Origin of the sequence: Nocardioides potassii (assembly GCF_021648885.1) — a bacterium.
Classification (GTDB): Bacteria; Actinomycetota; Actinomycetes; order Propionibacteriales; family Nocardioidaceae; genus Nocardioides; species Nocardioides potassii.
Window position 1 is genome coordinate 209,374 of the sequence record NZ_JAKJHZ010000009.1, and the last position, 17,296, is coordinate 226,669.

The 17,296-nt window shown below is 72.9% G+C and carries 18 protein-coding genes; 6 read left to right on the top strand and 12 right to left on the bottom strand.

Going from position 1 to position 17,296, the window contains the following annotated elements; all coding sequences use genetic code 11:
- Positions 1 to 219 precede the first annotated feature (219 nt).
- Positions 220 to 819 (top strand): helix-turn-helix domain-containing protein, encoded by a 600-nt coding sequence (locus tag L2K70_RS14725; protein ID WP_236402936.1) that lies wholly within the window; start codon positions 220 to 222, stop codon positions 817 to 819.
- Between the two features lie 48 nt (positions 820 to 867).
- Here L2K70_RS14725 and L2K70_RS14730 read toward each other — a convergent pair whose 3' ends face one another.
- Together L2K70_RS14730 and L2K70_RS14735 are read right to left on the bottom strand one after the other, a co-directional pair.
- The gene (locus tag L2K70_RS14730; RefSeq protein WP_236402937.1) at positions 868 to 1,494 is read right to left on the bottom strand and encodes an MBL fold metallo-hydrolase; all 627 of its coding nucleotides are present in this window, start codon (positions 1,492 to 1,494) and stop codon (positions 868 to 870) included.
- Positions 1,494 to 2,612, bottom strand: coding sequence for an S-(hydroxymethyl)mycothiol dehydrogenase (locus tag L2K70_RS14735; RefSeq protein WP_236402938.1), 1,119 nt, complete (start codon positions 2,610 to 2,612; stop codon positions 1,494 to 1,496). The genes L2K70_RS14730 and L2K70_RS14735 overlap by 1 nt, the downstream gene beginning before the upstream one ends.
- Before the next feature lie 162 nt (positions 2,613 to 2,774).
- Here L2K70_RS14735 and L2K70_RS14740 point away from each other — a divergent pair, with 162 nt between their 5' ends.
- Positions 2,775 to 3,308, top strand: coding sequence for a SigE family RNA polymerase sigma factor (locus L2K70_RS14740; RefSeq protein ID WP_236402939.1), 534 nt, complete (start codon positions 2,775 to 2,777; stop codon positions 3,306 to 3,308).
- Positions 3,305 to 4,525, top strand: a complete 1,221-nt coding sequence (locus L2K70_RS14745; protein WP_236402940.1) for a hypothetical protein — start codon at positions 3,305 to 3,307, stop codon at positions 4,523 to 4,525. Before L2K70_RS14740 ends, L2K70_RS14745 begins: the two co-directional genes overlap by 4 nt.
- A gap of 18 nt (positions 4,526 to 4,543) precedes the next feature.
- Here the strand turns inward: L2K70_RS14745 and L2K70_RS14750 are convergent, their stop codons facing one another.
- The gene (locus L2K70_RS14750) at positions 4,544 to 5,260 is read right to left on the bottom strand and encodes a hypothetical protein (RefSeq protein WP_236402941.1); all 717 of its coding nucleotides are present in this window, start codon (positions 5,258 to 5,260) and stop codon (positions 4,544 to 4,546) included.
- A 74-nt stretch (positions 5,261 to 5,334) separates the two neighbouring features.
- Between L2K70_RS14750 and L2K70_RS14755 the strand changes: the two genes are divergently transcribed.
- Entirely contained in the window at positions 5,335 to 5,778 is a 444-nt protein-coding gene (locus L2K70_RS14755) for a hypothetical protein (RefSeq protein ID WP_236402942.1), read from the top strand.
- Positions 5,778 to 7,229 carry a hypothetical protein gene (locus tag L2K70_RS14760; protein ID WP_236402943.1) on the top strand — a complete coding sequence of 484 codons (1,452 nt, stop codon included), beginning with the start codon at positions 5,778 to 5,780 and terminating at the stop codon, positions 7,227 to 7,229. The genes L2K70_RS14755 and L2K70_RS14760 overlap by 1 nt, the downstream gene beginning before the upstream one ends.
- 105 nt (positions 7,230 to 7,334) lie before the next feature.
- On the opposite strand, the gene tsaD is transcribed toward L2K70_RS14760, so the two are convergent.
- From tsaD to glmS, 9 genes are read right to left on the bottom strand one after another with little or no spacing between them, the layout of a single operon-like run.
- Positions 7,335 to 8,381, bottom strand: coding sequence for a tRNA (adenosine(37)-N6)-threonylcarbamoyltransferase complex transferase subunit TsaD (gene tsaD, locus L2K70_RS14765; RefSeq protein ID WP_236402944.1), 1,047 nt, complete (start codon positions 8,379 to 8,381; stop codon positions 7,335 to 7,337).
- Positions 8,374 to 8,841, bottom strand: coding sequence for a GNAT family N-acetyltransferase (locus L2K70_RS14770; RefSeq protein ID WP_236402945.1), 468 nt, complete (start codon positions 8,839 to 8,841; stop codon positions 8,374 to 8,376). The genes tsaD and L2K70_RS14770 overlap by 8 nt, the downstream gene beginning before the upstream one ends.
- Positions 8,838 to 9,476 carry a tRNA (adenosine(37)-N6)-threonylcarbamoyltransferase complex dimerization subunit type 1 TsaB gene (tsaB, locus tag L2K70_RS14775; RefSeq protein WP_236402946.1) on the bottom strand — a complete coding sequence of 213 codons (639 nt, stop codon included), beginning with the start codon at positions 9,474 to 9,476 and terminating at the stop codon, positions 8,838 to 8,840. Before tsaB ends, L2K70_RS14770 begins: the two co-directional genes overlap by 4 nt.
- A gap of 10 nt (positions 9,477 to 9,486) precedes the next feature.
- Positions 9,487 to 10,374: a tRNA (adenosine(37)-N6)-threonylcarbamoyltransferase complex ATPase subunit type 1 TsaE gene (gene tsaE, locus L2K70_RS14780; protein WP_236402947.1), complete on the bottom strand. Its 888-nt coding sequence runs from the start codon at positions 10,372 to 10,374 to the stop codon at positions 9,487 to 9,489.
- A complete protein-coding gene (locus L2K70_RS14785; protein ID WP_236402948.1) occupies positions 10,371 to 11,438 on the bottom strand; it encodes an alpha/beta fold hydrolase in 1,068 nt (355 codons plus the stop codon). The genes tsaE and L2K70_RS14785 overlap by 4 nt, the downstream gene beginning before the upstream one ends.
- Positions 11,435 to 12,616: an alanine racemase gene (gene alr, locus L2K70_RS14790; protein ID WP_236402949.1), complete on the bottom strand. Its 1,182-nt coding sequence runs from the start codon at positions 12,614 to 12,616 to the stop codon at positions 11,435 to 11,437. Before alr ends, L2K70_RS14785 begins: the two co-directional genes overlap by 4 nt.
- A gap of 8 nt (positions 12,617 to 12,624) precedes the next feature.
- On the bottom strand, positions 12,625 to 14,019 hold the full coding sequence (locus L2K70_RS14795; protein ID WP_236402950.1) for an NAD(P)H-hydrate dehydratase: 1,395 nt from the start codon (positions 14,017 to 14,019) through the stop codon (positions 12,625 to 12,627).
- A 1-nt stretch (position 14,020) separates the two neighbouring features.
- Positions 14,021 to 14,374, bottom strand: coding sequence for a holo-ACP synthase (locus tag L2K70_RS14800; protein ID WP_236402951.1), 354 nt, complete (start codon positions 14,372 to 14,374; stop codon positions 14,021 to 14,023).
- An 8-nt stretch (positions 14,375 to 14,382) separates the two neighbouring features.
- Positions 14,383 to 16,227, bottom strand: coding sequence for a glutamine--fructose-6-phosphate transaminase (isomerizing) (gene glmS, locus L2K70_RS14805; protein ID WP_236402952.1), 1,845 nt, complete (start codon positions 16,225 to 16,227; stop codon positions 14,383 to 14,385).
- Positions 16,228 to 16,302: 75 nt separating this feature from the next.
- On the opposite strand from glmS, the gene coaA reads away from it, so the two are divergent.
- A complete protein-coding gene (gene coaA, locus L2K70_RS14810) occupies positions 16,303 to 17,295 on the top strand; it encodes a type I pantothenate kinase (RefSeq protein WP_236402953.1) in 993 nt (330 codons plus the stop codon).
- Position 17,296 lies beyond the last annotated feature (1 nt).

The following is a 17,296-nucleotide window of genomic DNA, read 5'->3' on the forward strand; positions in this document are numbered from 1 at the left end:
CCCCGTCGCGGCCCCAGCTCTGGCGCTTGCCCTTGAGTCTCTCAGCGACTCAAGGGCAAGTGCGCGGGGAGGGAGGGCAGACCAGGGGTCGCAGGCTGTGGATGAAACAGGCCTGTGGACGAAGGGGCTCCAGATGTCGGTGGGTGCGGTTGGACTCGATGACGAACGCACCACACGTCCGGATGATTGACGAACGGGGGCACGACGATGGCAGTGCAAGTGAGGACGAACGAGGAGTGGACACCCGACTGCGGGTGGACGACGGCGGAGGTGGAGGCCTACCTGCTGGGGCCGTTCGAGGGCGGGACGCCCGGGCTCGTACGACGCATCCGGCGCATCCTCGACGTGTCGCAGCGGGGGCTCGCGGCACTGATCGGGGTGTCGCAGTCCGTGGTGGCGCGGTGGGAGACCGGCCGGACGAGTCCCCGCGTGAGCGTCATGGAGGAGCTGATGCGGCTGGCGGGGTTGCGCGGCACGGTCCACGACGTGGAGACGGGGACCCAGGTCGAGCCGATGCGCGACGACGGGGACCGCGACCGCAGGGGTCGGCGCTACCCGGCGCACGTGGACCTGCGGGTCATGGGGTGGTACGTCCCGCGCGGGCTGGACTGCACCCTCGATGCCGGCCGCTGGCGGATCCGGTCGCGCAGACGCCTCGAGCCGGCGATCCGTTACGACACGTCCGCGTACCAGCGCCGACGCTGGCGGATGGCGTTCGGCACGCCGGTCGACCATCCCTCTCGACACCAGCACGTGGCCGAGGCGCAGCACCTCGACGAGGCGTGGGAGGAGCGGTTCGGCCGACGGCGTGCGGCGTGACACCCGCGCCCGGATGGCTGCCAGCCGTCAGCCGTCAGCCGTCCGCCGTCAGCCGTCGAGGTTCGCCTTCTCCGCACCGATGGTGGTGTCGGGTCCGTGTCCGGTGTGCACGACCGTCTCGTCGGGCAGCTCGAACAGGCGGGAGCGGATCGACTGCTCGATGACCCGGGCGTCGGAGTAGGACCGGCCGGTGGCGCCCGGTCCGCCCTGGAAGAGGGTGTCTCCGGTGAAGACGCAGCCGAGGTCGTGGACGTAGAGGCACACCGCGCCAGGCGCGTGGCCGGGCGTGTGGAGCACCTGGACCGCAGCACCTCCGATGGTGAGGGTCATCCCGTCGGACAGGTCGACGTCCCAGAGCTCGGCACCCGGCTCGTCGCCGCCGTGGGTCAGCTCCCACAGCGGCCGGTCGTCGGGGTGCAACAGGATCGGCGCGCCGGTGGCGACCCGTAGCGCCGGGGCGACCCGTACGTGGTCGTCGTGGGCGTGCGTGCAGACGATCGCCTTCACCGCCCGACCGCCGACGACCTCCAGGATCGCCTCGACGTCGTGCGGGGCGTCGATGACGAGGCACTGCTCGTCGTCGCCGATCACCCAGACGTTGTTGTCGACCTGGTGGGTCTCCCCGTCCAGGCTGAACGTTCCCGAGACCACCGCGTGGTCCACCCGTGCGGCCATCAGAGGACCACGACCGAGCGCAGCACGCCACCGGCGTGCATCGTGTCGAAGGCGGCCTCCACGTCGCCGAGCCCGATCTCCTCGCTCACGAACGCGTCGAGGTCGAGGCGGCCCTGCTGGTAGAGGTCGACCAGCATCGGGAAGTCGCGCGAGGGCAGGCAGTCGCCGTACCACGACGACTTCAGCGACCCGCCACGCCCGAAGACGTCGATCAGCGGGATGTCGGGGACCTTCATGTCCGGGGTCGGCACACCCACCAGCACCACGGTGCCGGCGAGGTCGCGGGCGTAGAACGCCTGCTTCCAGGTCTCCGGGCGACCGACGGCGTCGATCACCACATCGGCGCCACCCTCGTGACCGGTGCCGTCCGGCGGAGGCGTGAGGGAACGGATCGCCTCGACCGCGTCGACCTCAGAGGAGTTCACCGTGTGGGTGGCCCCCATCGACCGAGCCAGCTCGAGCTTCCGCTCGTCGACGTCCACCGCGATGATCCGTGCCGCACCGGCGAGCGCGGAGCCGGCGATGGCCGCCATGCCGACGCCGCCACATCCGATCACCGCGACGGTCGAGCCGCGCCCGACGTTGCCGGTGTTGATGGCGGCGCCGAGGCCGGCCATCACGCCGCAGCCCAGCAGGCCGACGGCCGCAGGCCGCGCCGACGGGTCGACCTTCGTGCACTGCCCGGCAGCGACCAGCGTCTTCTCCGCGAACGCGCCGATGCCGAGCGCCGGCGACAGCTCGGTGCCGGCCAGGTCGCCCTCGGCCAGCGTCATCTTCTGCGTCGCGTTGTGGGTGGCGAAGCAGTACCACGGCTCACCGCGGTCGCAGGCCCGACAGTTCCCGCACACCGCACGCCAGTTCAGGACGACGAAGTCGCCCGGCTCCAGCCCTGTCACGTCCGGGCCGACTGCCTCCACGACACCCGCTGCCTCGTGACCGAGCAGGAACGGGAAGTCGTCGTTGATCCCGCCCTCGCGGTAGTGCAGGTCGGTGTGGCAGACCCCGCAGGCCTGCACCCTCACCACCGCCTCGCCCTGACCCGGGTCGGGGACGTTGATCGTGACCACCTCGACCGGCGCGCCCTTCGCGAGTGCGACCACGGCCTTGACCTGCTGCATGCGATGTCTCCTGTACGTCGATCCGGGCTGTCGCCCGAGCCTTGCAACGCCGACCAAATGGATGCAACCCCTCGCCGGTGGCCCGCGTCCTCACCCGACACGCCCCACCAGGGGGCACCGATATCAGACAGGAGGTGCACGGTGACCGCGACACTCGTTGACATGGGACCGCACGGGCGGCATGCCGACAAGGACGCCGACTTCTCGGCGTACATGGCCGCCCGCCAGCCCGCCCTCTACCGGACGGCGTACCTCCTGGCCGGCGACCACGCCTCTGCCGAGGACCTCCTCCAGAACGCCTTCGCCAAGCTCTACCTCTCGTGGGACAAGATCCGCGACCACGGCGCCCTCGACGGCTACGTCCGCAGGGTCATGGTCAACGAGAACAACTCCCTGTGGCGGCGGGCCTGGAAGCGGCGCGAGCACTCCACCGACACGATGCCGGAGACCGGTGCCGTCGACACGTACGACGACGGGATGGGCGGGGCGCTCTGGTCCTACGTCCAGACCCTGCCGCCGAAGCAGCGATCCGTGATCGTGCTCCGCTACTACGAGCAGCTGAGCGAGGCGGAGATCGCCGACGTGCTCGGCATCTCGGTCGGCACCGTCAAGTCCCAGGCGAGTCGCGCCCTCGCCGGGCTGCGCGCCCGCGCGCCCCGCTCACTCAACCCCCACGAGTCCGGAGACGCCTCATGAACACTCCCCTCGAGGACCAGGTCCACGACGCCCTGCACCGCCGGGCCGACCCGATCCAGCACGCGCCGCTCTCCGTCACCGACGTACGCCACCGTGCCCGCCGCATCCAGCGGCGCCGGGCGGCCGTGGCCGGAGTCGCCGTCGCCGCGGTGCTCGCGATCGCGATCCCCGTCGGGCTCTCGGCCACCGGCCCGGGCCAGCGCAGCGACGTACCGCCCGCGACCCGGACGTCGAGCCCGAGCCCCGTCCCGACGGTGACCTCGGGCACGGTCACGGTCGACCCGGACAGCGCGGACGTGGTCGAGCAGGCCCCCGTCCCGCTCCTGGACGTCGACGGTCCCACCCTGGTCACGGCCGACGGCACGTTCGACCTGCCGCACGACTTCTCGACGATCACGCCCTACCTCGACGGCTGGGCCGGCGTGGGCGTCTACGACGAGGCCGACAAGTCCGGTGACTACATCGAGCTCCTCGGGCCCGACCTCCGGGTCGACGACGAGGGCAGCCCCACCGGCGGCCTGGTCGTCCGTCCCGACGGCGGACGCATCGCGTGGTCGGAGTACGACGGCACCCGGTGGCGCGTCGTCGTCGCCGACCCCGCCGGTGGCTCGGAGCCGGTCTCCACGACCTTCCAGCCCTCGTCCCTCGACGAGAAGGTGATCCCGCTAGGTTTCGTGTCCGACGACACGGTGGCCGTGCGGGCGATGTACGACTCGGGGGACCCGAAGACCTTCGTCGCCGGCGGTGACCAGCCCGTCGAGGTCCCGGGCCTGCTGCAGGCCGACGCGGCCTCCGCCGGCGTCATCGCCGGGAGCACCGAGATCGGCCCGGACGGCACGTGCTTCGGCGTGGTCGACGCCGTCGCGGGTGGCGACCCCGGCTGGACCACGTGCGACCACCGGCTCGGCCCCTTCAGCGCGACCGGGACGTACGTCGTCGGCACCAGCACCGAGGCGGAGTACGGGTCACCCGACATCACCGTGCTCGACGCCGCGACCGGCGAGGAGGTCCTCACCTTCGAGGCGGCGCTGCCCAAGCGCACGGTGGGCGGGTTCTGGACCCAGATGACGTGGGTCGGTGACGAGGCCATCGTGGCCAGGATCTCGATCGGGAACGAGGACCCACAGATGATGCTCCTCGGCCTCGACGGGTCGGTCCAGCGCATCGGCGTCGCCGCCAGCGGCGTGTCGGGCCTGACCGTCGCGGTCCCGAGCTGAGCCGAGCTGAGTCGGGGGTCAGGACCACGTGCTGTCGTAGGTGAGGCGGACCGACTCGACGATCTCCTCCTGCTGCGCCGTCGGCATGCTGACCGGCAACGAGATGTCGATGTGGACGAGGTAGCCGGCGTCCCACAGCCCCATCACGTGCTTCAGCAGGAGCCTGCCCTCGGGCGCGGTGTAGTAGAACGCGGTGCGCCCGCCGAGCGACGTGGTGCCGCGGTCCTCAAAGCCCGGGGGCTTCCTCCCGTTCTCGAAGGCGTTCCTCATCGCCCCCTGCAACCCCACCTGGTCATCGGCCACGGCGCCGAGCAGCACGATCCCCGACCGGCCGTCGCCCACGCGCCCGGTGGCCCCGTCGGTGAACGGTGTGTCGTAGAGCTGCTTGAACTTCGCGGGCGCCGTGACGCGGATGGCGCCGACCTCGAGGGTCGGTCCGCTGGCCGGCTCGACCTCGGGCGTCGGCTCGGGCGTGCTGGTGGACTCGCCGGGCGACTCACTGGGCGACTCGCTGGAGGCCGACGGGCTGGGAGCCTCCGACGAGGACGGGCTGGACCCGCCCGCGTCCGGGGCGTCGCCACCGCCGCACCCACCGAGGACCAGCGCGACGGCTGCGAGGGACGCTGCCGTCGTCGTGCCGCCGTACCTGCCCATGTCCACCCCCGAGTCGTCGATGACGTACGCCGGAGACGGTAGCCGACCGGCGACCGGAGACGTTCCGCGGAGGTTCTGCATCCGCCGCACGAGCATGGTGAAATACGCGCACACAACATGTTTCACCGCTGTCGGGGGCGGGAATGGGGGGCCACATGCTGATGGCAGACGTGCAGCTGGTGACGACCGCGTTGAACGCGCTCAACTTCGAGCCCGCGCTCGTCGACGAGATCGTCGCCCTGCTCACCGACAACTCCGACAGCCTCGACAGCCAGGTCGTCACGGCGGTCGGCCCCGGCTGGTTCGGCGGCTCCACCAACGGGCACCGGATCGGCGTGAACACCCAGATGGCCCACCAGGCCGTCGAGGAGGAGTTCCAGAAGCTCGCCGACTCGCTGCGCGAGTACAGCGCCGCCATCACCAAGTGGGCCAACGAGGTGCAGGACATCGACGCCGAGTCGGGCGCCGTCATGACCTCCCACCAGGCCGTCGTCGAGCAGGTCAACACCACGATCATCGAGGCACGCGACGAGTCGACCTCCGACGACATCGGTGACGGCACCTACACCGACCCGGCCACGAGCGGGAGTGGTTCCTGATGGGCATCGGTCCCGAGCGCGCCAAGCTGCGCTCCTACCTCGCCGGCAACAAGCACGGCGCCACGGGCGACGCGGGGATCAACTGGGTCGCCAGCGCCCAGATCCTCGTCGACGCCGCCGACGCCATCCGCAAGGGCGCGGTGAAGGTGCGCGAGGGCGAGGGCACCGACGGCGGCCTGTCCGGTGACACCGCCACGGCCGTGCTCCAGGCCTTCCAGGCTTCTGCGACGTCCATGCAGGAGAAGGGCGAGAAGATCAAGGTCGCCGGCCAGGCGCTCCAGGACACCGCCGAGGTGATGCGCCAGGCCGAGGACGCCGAGTCGAAGATGGACGTGCTCGAGCAACCGCCGACCTACACCGCCCCGACCTACGCCCCGGGTGCTCCGCCGAGCCCCGAGCAGATCAAGCAGGACGGCGAGGACCGCGCCGCGGCCAACGCCAAGATGGACGCCTACCACGACAAGATGGCCGCGCAGGAGTCCGCCGCGACCGACTGGTCGCAGAAGCTCGACTCCGCCTTCCTCACGGCCATCCCGCCGATGAAGGAGATCCACGGCGAGCCCGACCCGACGGAGCCGGAGCAGCCGAAGACCGACGTCCCGCGCGCGCCGATCTCCACCGGCCCCGGCGGCAACCCCGGCAACCCCGGCACTCCGGGCACGCCGACTCCTCCGCCGCCACTCCCTCCGCCGCCACCGCCCCCGCCGCCCCCGCCGCCCCCGCCGCCTCCGCCTCCGCCTCCACCGCCTCCGCCGCCGCCCACGTGGCCGCCGGTCGACCCGCCACCGCCGCCACCGCCCACGTGGCCGCCGGTCGATCCGACGCCCCTGCCGGACCCGACCCCGACCCCCGGACCGACGCACGGGCCGACGACCACGGTCACCGGTACGACGCAGAGCGGGATCACCTTCGACCCGTCCGGCGGGAGCATGCCCACCACGGCGTCGTCGGGCTCCGCGCCGTCGGCCGGCGCGTCCGCCGCGGCGCTCGGCGCAGCGGGTGGAGCCGGTGGCCTGGCCGCCGGTGCGATCCGCCCCGGCGCGGTGCCGACCTCCGCGACGCGGGGTGCGACCCCGGTCCGGCCGATCGGGTCGACGTCTCGCGCCGGTGGTTCCAGCGCCCTGTCGCGGTCCGCGGGCTCGGCCGGTTCCGCCGGACGAGCAGGCTCGTCCAGCAGCGCATCGCGTGGCGCCGGCTCGGCCGGTGGTCGCGGCACCGGCAGCGCGTCGGGCCGTGGTGCCGGCAAGTCCGGTGCAGGCGGTCGGGGCTCGGCCGGTGGCCGCAGCGCCGGCTCGAGCGGGTCCCGCTCGGGCTCACGCGGATCGACCGGGAGCGCCTCCGGGCGCGGCGGCCGCAAGGGTGAGGACGAGAAGACCGACGAGCGCGACAGCCTGGTCTACGACCAGGACTGGCTCGGCGACGACGACGTCGCACCCGGCGTGCTCGACTGACGCAGCTCAGTCGGGAGACCACGATGCAGGTCCCCGCCCTCGGGCGGGGACCTTCGTCGTCCCCGGACCTCTGCACGTCGACCCACGCGGGCCGAGCACGAGCGGTCAGGCGACGACGGTCGTGATCGGCTGCGAGGAGTCGGCCGGGAGGTCCAGCAGGGACGGGGTACGCCCGCGCGCGACGAGCTCGGCCCCCAGGGCGGCGACCATGGCGCCGTTGTCGGTGCACAGGCCCGGCCGCGGCACCCGGACCCGGATGCCCTGCGCGGCGGCGCGCTCCTCGGCCATCGCCCGGAGCCGGCTGTTGGCGGCCACGCCGCCACCGATGAGGATGTCCTCGATCCCGCGGCTCGTCGCAGCGTCGATCGCCTTGCGGGTCAGGACGTCGCAGACCGCCTCCTGGAACGACGCTGCCACGTCGGACACGTCGATCGTCACGCCGTCGCGCTGCTGAGCCTCGACCCAGCGGGCCACGGCGGTCTTGAGGCCGGAGAACGAGAAGTCGAAGCGGTGCCGCTCGAGGTCGCGGCGGCTCGTCAGGCCGCGCGGGAAGTCGATCGCGACGCTGTTGCCGCTGCGTGCCGCCTTGTCGATGTGGGGGCCACCAGGGAACGGCAGCCCGAGCAGGCGCGCGACCTTGTCGAACGCCTCGCCCGCGGCGTCGTCGATGGTCGAGCCCATCGGCTCGACGCCGACGGTGACGTCGGTGACCTCGAGCAGGCTGGAGTGGCCACCGGAGACGAGCATCGCCAGGCAGGGCTCCGGCAGCGGACCGTGCTCGAGCTGGTCGACGGCGACGTGCGCGGCGAGGTGGTTGACGCCGTAGATCGGCTTGCCGAGCCCGATCGCGAGGGCCTTGGCGCTGGCGACCCCGACGAGGAGCGCCCCGGCGAGCCCCGGGCCGCTGGTCACCGCGATGGCGTCGACGTCGCTGAGCGCGATCCCCGCGGTCTCCGCGGCGCGCTCGATCGTCGGCACCATCGCCTCGAGGTGGGCACGGCTGGCGACCTCGGGGACCACGCCGCCGAAGCGGGCGTGCTCCTCCACGCTGCTCGCGACCGTGTCGGCGAGGAGCGTGTGGCCGCGGACGATCCCGACGCCGGTCTCGTCGCAGGAGGTCTCGATGCCGAGGACCAGGGGTTCGTCAGTCATGGCGGGTCACCGTCTCGGCGCGGGCGGCTCCGGGCAGCCAGCGGCACATGACGAGGGCCTCGGACCCGTCGCGGTAGTAGTGGGGTCGCACGTCGATCACGCTGAACTGGCGCGCGACGTAGAAGCCGAGCGCCTCGGTGTTGCTCACGCTGACCTCGAGCAGCATGCGCGAGGCGTCGTCGGTGTCGACGAGGAGCTCGTCGAGCAGCCGCGAGGCCAGACCGGTGCGGCGCGACCCGGGACGTACGGCGATGCGCAGCAGGTCGACGATGTCACCCGCGCTCATGGTCACCGCGTACCCGGCGACGGCACCGGTCTCGTCCTCGGCGACCACGAACCGACGTCCGAGACCCTCGATCTCCTGCCGGACCAGCGACTCGTTCCACGCGTCGGCGCCGAACAGCTCGTGCTCGAGCGCGGTCAGCGCAGGCAGGTCGGTCAGGGCGGCAGGACGGATCACGAGACGGGCTTCCTGGGGGCCCCGGCGACGGCGTCGGGGCGGCGGAGGTAGAGGGGTTCGGGGTCCAGCAATTCTACGAGCTCGCCGCTCACCGCGTGGGCCAACCAGCCCGCGCTCGGCCTTTCGGGTGGGATGGCCTGCGGGAAGTGGTCGGGGTAGAGCAGGGGGCCGGCGCCGGCGACGGGCGCGTCGGTCGCGACCTCGGCCGGACGGGTCACCACTGGGCCCTCGAGGCGTCGGCCGTCGGCGTCGTAGGAGGCGAGGTAGACCTCCTTGCGCCGGGCGTCGGTCGCGACGAGGAAGCCGCCCTCGGGTGCCGCGGACTCGACGACCTGCACGGCGAGCACGTCGAGCGAGCAGACGCCGTACACCGGGATCTCGAGGACGAAGCCGAGCGTGCGGGCCGTGACGATGCCGACCCGGAGCCCAGTGAACGGGCCGGGACCGACGCCCACCGCGATCGCCGTCAGGTCCTGTCGGACGATGCCGGCCTCGTCGAGCGCCCGCGCGATCAGCGGCGCGAGGTGCTCCCCGTGCTTCATCGGCTGGTCGGACGAGTGCTCGACCACGACGCGCTCGCCGTCGTGGAGGGCGACGGTCACCAGCGGCGTGGCGGTGTCGAGGGCGAGGAGCACGGCGACGAGGTTACTGTCCGACGACCCAGCGCAGGGAAACGCGGCGCGGGTCGAGCTCGTCGTCGGGCGTCTCGCCGACCGCACGCTCGATCACGACCTCGAGGTGCGAGTCCGCCAGGCCCTCGGCGATGCCCGAGCCCCACTCCACGACCGTGACCGCGGAGTCGAGCGAGGCGTCGAGGTCGAGGTCGTCGAGCTCGTCGAGGCCGCCGAGGCGGTAGGCGTCGACGTGCACCAGGTCCGGGCCACCGACGAGCGAGGGGTGGACGCGCGCGATCACGAAGGTCGGTGACGTCACGCCGCCGCGCACGTCCATGCCGGCACCGAGGCCCTGGGTGAAGGTCGTCTTCCCGGCGCCGAGCTCGCCCGTGAGGACGACGAGGTCACCGGCGACCAGGCTGCGGCCGACCCGCTCCCCCAGGGCCCTCATCGACGCCGCGTCCGGGCAGTCGACGGTGGTGCCGAGCCAGAGCGCGAGCTCGACGTAGGGGCTGTGGCGGCCCGTGACGACGAAGTCGTGGCGTTCCCAGAAGCTGACCGTCTCCGGCAGCTCCTCGCGCGCGACGACCCGCACCGCCTCGCGCCCGGCAGCGGCGTCGATCGCCGCCTCGACGAGCGCCGTCGCCACCCCGGTGCCCTGCGCGTCGGGCACGACGCCGAACCGGCGCAGCACCAGGCCGTCGGGCGTCGGGTCGAGCACGACGCACCCGACCGGTACGTCGTCCACGGTCGCGAGGAAGCCACCCCGCCGGCCGAGCAGCCGGGCGATGGTGCCTTCGTCCTCGGCGAGCGCGTCGGCGGGAGGGTCGAGCGGTCGCCGGGCGCCGAACGCGGCCCGCACCACGGCCAGCACCTCGCCCGCGGCCTCCGCACCGACACGGCGTACGACGACGCTCATCGCGACCCTCCTGCCTGGGCGAGCGAGATCAGGTCGTCGAGCTCCGCGGTGACCTCCTTGTGGCGCTCGAGCAACACCATGTGGCCCGCTCCGTCGCACTCGAGCAGGCTCGAGCCGGCGATCCGGCTGTGCAGCTTGCGGCTGTGGCCGACCGAGGTGATCTTGTCCTCGGTGCCGCAGATGACCGAGGTCGGGACGCGGCCGAGCGCCTCGAGGTGCTCGAACTTGTCGAGCGTCGCGAAGGCCGGGTAGAAGTCGGCGACGACGGCGAACGGCGTGGCGTTGAGCATCGAGTAGACGAACTCGACGTAGGACGCGGGCACCTCGTCGGTGCCGAAGGCGTAGCGGTCGGTGAAGACGTCGGCGACCGCGTGCCCCCACGCCCGGGCCAGGTCGACGACACGGTGTCCGCGGTCGAGGGTGCGGACGGCGCGACCGACGAACCGGCCCCCGAGGCCGAGCGGCAGCATCGGGAACAGGATGCGCCCCGGGTCGAGACCGCCGGCCGTCGTCGAGATCAGGGCGGCGCCGAGCACCTTGTCGCCGAACAGGTCGGGGTGGAGCTCGGCGAGGGAGATGATGCTCATCCCGCCCATCGAGTGGCCGACGAGGACGCAGCGGCCGGGCACGGTGTCCTCGATGACGCGGCGCAGGTCGTGGCCGAGCTGGTCGAACGTGCAGTGGTCCTCGTCGGACCGCGCAGAGCGGCCGTGGCTGCGCTGGTCGTAGAACACGGTGCGGACCTGTCCGCGGTACGCCGCCCGCTGGAAGTGCCAGCAGTCGAGGTTGAGGCAGTAGCCGTGGACGAAGACGACGGTCAGGTCCTCGTCGGTGGACGCCGCACCACCGAAGTCGGCCGGCTCGTCGATCTCGACGTGCAGGTCGAGGGCGTCGTCGGCGACCACGACCCGCGGCGCGCTGTGCAGCTCACCGAAGGCCGCCCGCTCCCCCGCGTCGCGCCGGCCGATGATCCGGCTCTGCCGCACGATCGCACCCGCGCCGGCGGCCGCCGCGAGTCCCGCCGCGCCCACGACCGTGCCGAAGATCCGGCCCTTCACGCTCATCGGGTGCCTTCCTCGGAGGTCTGGTCGTCACTGTCCACGTCGCTGTCCGTCTCGGTGTCGATGTACCGGCGGACGAACCTACCGCCGAGACGGGTCACCACCTCGTAGCTGATCGTGTCGACGGCCTCCGCCCAGTCCTGCGCGGTCGGCTCGCCGCGGTCGCCCGGGCCGAAGAGCACCACCTCGGTGCCGGGAGGCGGCAGCTCGCCGTGGAGGTCGACGACGACCTGGTCCATGCAGACCCGCCCGCGGATCGGGCGGCGCGAGTCCTCGACCCACACCGAGGCGGCGTTGCCGGCGGCGCGCGGCACGCCGTCGCCGTACCCGGCGGGCACCAGGCCCACGCTCGTGTCGTGGTCGGCGACCCAGGTGTGGCCGTAGGAGACGCCGTCGCCTGCTGCCAGCGGCTTGCTCATCACCAGCCGTGCCCGCGCGGTCATCGCGGGTCGCAGCCCGAGCCGGGGGGTCGCACCGGGCGCCGGGTCGAGGCCGTAGGCCGCGATGCCGCAGCGCACCAGGTCGAAGTGCGACGACGGACGCAGGATCGCGGCCGCCGAGTTGGCGAGGTGGGCCACCTCGGGCTCGAGGCCGGCCTCCTCGGCGAGCGCCAGCGCCTCGCGGAAGGCCGCCTCCTGCGCGTCGTTCATCGGGTGGGCGGGCTCGTCGCTGGCCACGAAGTGGGACCAGATGCCGGTGACCCGGACGCGGCCGGCGGCCTCGTGCGCGGCCGCCGCAGCGAAGAAGGACGCCCAGTCGGCGCGGGGTGCGCCGCCGCGGGACAGGCCGGTGTCGACCTTGAGCTGGACGTGCGCCCCGCCGACTGCGGCGATCTCGTCGAGCTCGGCGACGGTGTACGCCGTCAGGTCGACGCCCGCCGCGACCGCACCGGCGAAGTCGTCACCGGGTGCGCTCAGCCAGCACAGCAGCGGCCCCCGGTCCCCCGCCGCCCGGAGCGCGAGCGCCTCGTCGATCGTCGCGACGCCGATCCAGTCGGCTCCCGCGTCGCGGGCCGCTGCGGCCGCCTCGACCATGCCGTGCCCGTAGCCGTCGGCCTTCACCACGACCATCAGCCGCACGGGCTCGTCGGCCCGCACGAGGTCCCGCAGGATCCGCACGTTGTGCCGGATCGCGGCCAGGTCCACGACTATCTCGGCGCGGGCTGGCGCTGGACCGGTCATGCTCCCGATCATCCCAGCCCGGCGAGGGTCTCGCGCACGACCTGTGGGACGTGGACCGCGACCCGGCTGGCCGTGAGGGGACCGCCTGCCGCTGCCTGCGTGGCGGCTGCGCCGTGGAGCCACGACCCGACGGACGCGGCGTCGTACGGCTCCAGGCCTGCCGCGAGCAGGGCGCCGACGACACCGGAGAGCACGTCGCCCGCGCCGGCCGTCGCCAGCCACGGCACGCCGGTGGTGGTGACGCGGACCCGGCCGTCGGGCGCAGCAACGAGCGTGTGGTGGCCCTTCAGCAGGACGGTGCAGCCCCAGCGGCCCGACGCCTCACGGGCGTGCCGGAGGGGCGCCGCCTCGACGGCGTCCCGCTCGACGCCGAGCATCGCGGCGAGCTCGCCGGCGTGCGGGGTCAGGATCCAGTCCGCGCCCGCCTCGTCCACGTGGGCCAGGGCGTCGGCGTCCACGACGACCGGCACGCCGTCCTGGCTCGCCTCGGCGAGCATGGTCGCGGCGTCGTCGCCACCACCCGGTCCGACCACCCACGCCTGCACCCGCCCGGCGCCGACGACCTCGGGGTGGGCGGTGCGGACGGTGTCGGCGACGTGCTCGGGACCGACGTAGCGGACCATCCCGACCAGTCCGGCGTTCGCGCCCGAGACGGCGAGGAGCGCCGCTCCGGGATAGGTGTCCGAGCCGGCCCGGACGCCGACCACCCCGCGGGTGTACTTCTGCGCGTCGAGCCCCGGTCGCGGCAGCAGGGCCCGTACGTCGTCGGGCTGGAGCGCCTCGACGGCCGGCTCGCCGAGCTCGTCGAGGTCGAGGTCCACGAGGTGGAGCGCGCCGACGGCCAGCGAGGCGGGGTCGACGAGGTGGGCGACCTTGTGGGTGCCGAAGGTGACGGTGAGCGCGGCCCGGACGTGGGGGCCGTCGAGCCGGCCCGTGTCGACGTCGACGCCCGACGGCACGTCGACCGCGACCACCGGCACGTCGACGTACGCCTCCAGCGCCGCCACCGCCTCGGCTCGCAGGCCCGGACGCCCACCGATGCCGACGATGCCGTCGACGAGCAGGTCGGGGGCGTCGTGGAGGTCGTCGAGGTCGCGGGTGGCACGACCGCCGGCCGCGACGAGGGCGGCGAGGCCGGCCTCGTGGACCCGGTCCGCGAGCAGGAGCGCCTCGACGGCGACGCCCCGACCGGCGAGCCGGGCTCCGGCCCAGAGCGCGTCACCGCCGTTGTCGCCGGGGCCGACCAGCAGCAGCACCCGGCTGCCGTACGCACTGCCGAGCAGGTCGAGCACCGCGGCGGCGAGGCCGGCCGCGGCGCGCTGCATGAGGGCACCGTCGGGCAGGCGCGCCATCGCGGCGGCCTCCGCGCGGCGGACGTCCTCGACGAGGTGGGCGCGCAGCACGTCAGGACTCCAGGACGACGACGGCGGAGGCGATGCCGGCGTCGTGTGACAGCGACACGTGGACGTGGGCGACGCCGAGCGCGTCGGCCTGCGCGGCGACGGTGCCCCGGATCTCGAAGCGAGGCCGACCGGTCTCCTCGGAGACGATCTCGGCGTCGTGCCAGGCCATCCCCACCGGGGCTCCGAGCGCCTTCGCGATGGCCTCCTTCGCCGCGAACCGCGCGGCCAGGGACGCCGGCGGGCGCGAGGCCTCGGCCTCGGTGAAGAGCCGCCCGCGCAGGCTGGGCGTGCGCTCCAGGGACTGCACGAAGCGCTCGATGTCGACCACGTCGATGCCAACGCCGATGACAGGCACGGCTCGACCTACTCGACCGTGACGGACTTGGCGAGGTTGCGGGGCTGGTCGACGTCGTGGCCGAGCTGGGAGGCCAGCTCGCACGCGAACAGCTGCAGCGGTACGACGGCGACGAGCGGCTGCAGCAGCACCGGTACCTTCGGCAGCGTGATCAGCACGTCGGCGTAGGGCTCGATGGCGGTGTCGCCCTCCTCGGCCAGGCAGAGGGTCCGGGCGCCGCGGGCGCGGACCTCCTGGATGCCGCTGACCATCTTGTCGTGCAGCTGGTCGCGGCCGCGGGGCGGCACCACGCACAGGATCGGCAGGCCGTCCTCGACCAGCGCGATCGGGCCGTGCTTGAGCTCGCCGGCGGCGAAGCCCTCGGCGTGGAGGTAGGCGATCTCCTTGAGCTTGAGCGCACCCTCGAGGGCCACCGGGTAGCCGGCGTGGCGTCCGAGGAAGAGCACCGACCTGCTGCCGACGTGGTCACGGGCGAGGGCGTAGACCTCCTCGGACTTGCCGAGCACGCGCTCGATGTGGGCCGGCATCTGCTCGAGCTGGTCCATCACCTCGGCGATCTCGTCGCCGTAGCGGGTGCCCTTGACCTGGGCGAGGTAGAGCGCGAGGAGGTAGCAGGCGACCAGCTGGGTGAGGAAGCCCTTGGTCGAGGCGACGCCGATCTCCGGGCCGGCGTGGGTGTAGATGACGCCGTCGGACTCGCGCGGGATCGTCGAGCCGTTGGTGTTGCAGATCGCGAGCACCTTCGAGCGCTGCACGCGTGCGTGCCGGATCGCCTGCAGGGTGTCGGCGGTCTCGCCCGACTGGCTGATCGCGACGACCAGCGTCGAGGAGGTGAGGATCGGGTCGCGGTAGCGGAACTCGCTGGCGAGCTCGACCTCGACCGGGATCCGGCACCAGTGCTCGATGGCGTACTTCGCCACCATGCCGGCGTAGAACGACGTACCGGCCGCGATGATGATGATCTTGTCGATGTCGCGCAGGTCCTGGTCTGACAGGCGCATCTCGTCGAGCTGCAGCAGCCCGTCGGCGCCGCGCCGGCCGAGCAGCGAGTCGGCGACGGCGCGCGGCTGCTCGAAGATCTCCTTGCGCATGAACCAGTCGTGGCCGTCCTTCTCGGCGGCCGAGAGGTCCCAGTCGACGTGGTAGCGACGGCCCTCGGCGGGGCTGCCGTCGAAGCCCGAGACGCTGACGCCCTCGCGGGTGATGGTGACGACCTGGTCCTGGTCGAGCTCCATCGCCTCGCGGGTGTGCTCGATGAAGGCGGCGACGTCGGAGCCGAGGAAGTTCTCGCCCTCGCCGAGGCCGACCACGAGCGGGCTGTTGCGCCGGGCGGCGACGACGCGGTCGGGGTCCTGCGCGTCGACAGCCACCAGGGTGAACGCGCCGTGGAGGCCGCGGCAGACGTTCTGCATCGCGACGGTCAGGTCGACGCCGGTCTCGAGCTGCTCCTCGAGGAGGTGGGCCGCGATCTCGGTGTCGGTGTCGGAGGCCATCTCGACGCCGTCGGCCTCGAGGCGTGAGCGCAGCTCGGCGAAGTTCTCGATGATGCCGTTGTGCACGAGCGCGACCCGGCGCGCACGACCCAGGTGCGGGTGGGCGTTGCGGTCGGTCGGCGGTCCGTGGGTGGCCCAGCGCGTGTGCCCGATGCCGGTCGTGACCGGCGGGAGCGGCGAGTCGGCGATCGCCTTCTCGAGGTTGGCGAGCTTGCCGGCGCGCTTGTCGCTGACGATCGTCCCGCCGTCGACGAGGGCGATCCCGGCGGAGTCGTAGCCGCGGTACTCCAGGCGTCGCAGGCCCTCGATCACGACGCCCTCGGCCGGCTTGGCACCCACGTACCCGACGATTCCGCACATGGTCGCGGAGTCTATCGGCGTCCACGGGCAGGCCGCTGCGCCCCCGCGGTCCCGTGCGGTGCCACAATCGCACCCATGTCCGAGGCCGCGTCGTCCTCCCACGGCTCGTCCTCGTCGGGATCGTCCGGGCACGAGACCTCCCCCTACGTCGAGCTCGAGCGGGCGGCGTGGGCCCAGCTGGCCGGCACCGACGAGACCGTCCTGACGCCCGACGAGGTGGTCCGGCTGCGAGGCCTCGGCGACCAGCTCGACCTGCACGAGATCGAGCAGGTCTACCTCCCGCTCTCGCGCCTGCTCAGCCTCTACGTCGCGGGCAACTCCCGGCTCCACCGCGAGCAGGAGGAGTTCCTCCACCGGGTGACCCCGCCGCGCACGCCGTTCGTGATCGGCCTCGCCGGCTCCGTCGCGGTCGGCAAGTCCACCACTGCGCGCGTGCTCCAGCAGATGCTCGCCCACTGGCCCGAGCACCCCAACGTCGCGCTCGTCACCACCGACGGCTTCCTGCTCCCCAACGCCGAGCTCGAGCGGCGCAACCTCCTGCACCGCAAGGGCTTCCCCGAGTCCTATGACCGCAAGGCGCTGCTGAAGTTCGTCATCGACATCAAGTCCGGTCGCGACGAGGTGGAGGCGCCCATCTACTCCCACCTCGTCTACGACGTCGTCCCCGGCGAGCGGGTCGTCGTGAAGCGACCGGACATCGTGATCATCGAGGGCCTCAACGTCCTCCAGCCCGCGCGGGTCCGCGACGACGGCCGCACGGGCCTGGCGGTCAGCGACTTCTTCGACTTCTCCGTCTACGTCGACGCCGCGTTGACCGACATCAAGCGCTGGTACGTCGACCGCTTCCTGCGGCTGCGCGAGACCGCCTTCCGCGACCCGGCGTCGTACTTCCGCAAGTACGCCGCGCTCTCCCACGACGAGGCCGTCGACCAGGCGACCCGCATCTGGGACTCCATCAACGAGCCCAACCTGGTCCAGAACGTCGCCCCCACCCGCTCCCGCGCCAACCTCGTGCTCCGCAAGGACGCCGACCACTCGGTGAAGTACGTCCGCCTCCGCAAGCTCTGAG

Coding starts and splice junctions, on each gene's coding strand:
- L2K70_RS14730 (WP_236402937.1), bottom strand. CDS start 1,494: ATGGCCGCACGGGTGGACCACGCGGTGGTCTCGGGAACGTTCAGCCTG.
- L2K70_RS14735 (WP_236402938.1), bottom strand. CDS start 2,612: ATGCAGCAGGTCAAGGCCGTGGTCGCACTCGCGAAGGGCGCGCCGGTC.
- L2K70_RS14740 (WP_236402939.1), top strand. CDS start 2,775: ATGGGACCGCACGGGCGGCATGCCGACAAGGACGCCGACTTCTCGGCG.
- L2K70_RS14745 (WP_236402940.1), top strand. CDS start 3,305: ATGAACACTCCCCTCGAGGACCAGGTCCACGACGCCCTGCACCGCCGG.
- L2K70_RS14750 (WP_236402941.1), bottom strand. CDS start 5,260: ATGCAGAACCTCCGCGGAACGTCTCCGGTCGCCGGTCGGCTACCGTCT.
- L2K70_RS14755 (WP_236402942.1), top strand. CDS start 5,335: ATGCTGATGGCAGACGTGCAGCTGGTGACGACCGCGTTGAACGCGCTC.
- L2K70_RS14760 (WP_236402943.1), top strand. CDS start 5,778: ATGGGCATCGGTCCCGAGCGCGCCAAGCTGCGCTCCTACCTCGCCGGC.
- tsaD (WP_236402944.1), bottom strand. CDS start 8,381: ATGACTGACGAACCCCTGGTCCTCGGCATCGAGACCTCCTGCGACGAG.
- tsaE (WP_236402947.1), bottom strand. CDS start 10,374: ATGAGCGTCGTCGTACGCCGTGTCGGTGCGGAGGCCGCGGGCGAGGTG.
- L2K70_RS14785 (WP_236402948.1), bottom strand. CDS start 11,438: ATGAGCGTGAAGGGCCGGATCTTCGGCACGGTCGTGGGCGCGGCGGGA.
- alr (WP_236402949.1), bottom strand. CDS start 12,616: ATGACCGGTCCAGCGCCAGCCCGCGCCGAGATAGTCGTGGACCTGGCC.
- glmS (WP_236402952.1), bottom strand. CDS start 16,227: ATGTGCGGAATCGTCGGGTACGTGGGTGCCAAGCCGGCCGAGGGCGTC.
- coaA (WP_236402953.1), top strand. CDS start 16,303: ATGTCCGAGGCCGCGTCGTCCTCCCACGGCTCGTCCTCGTCGGGATCG.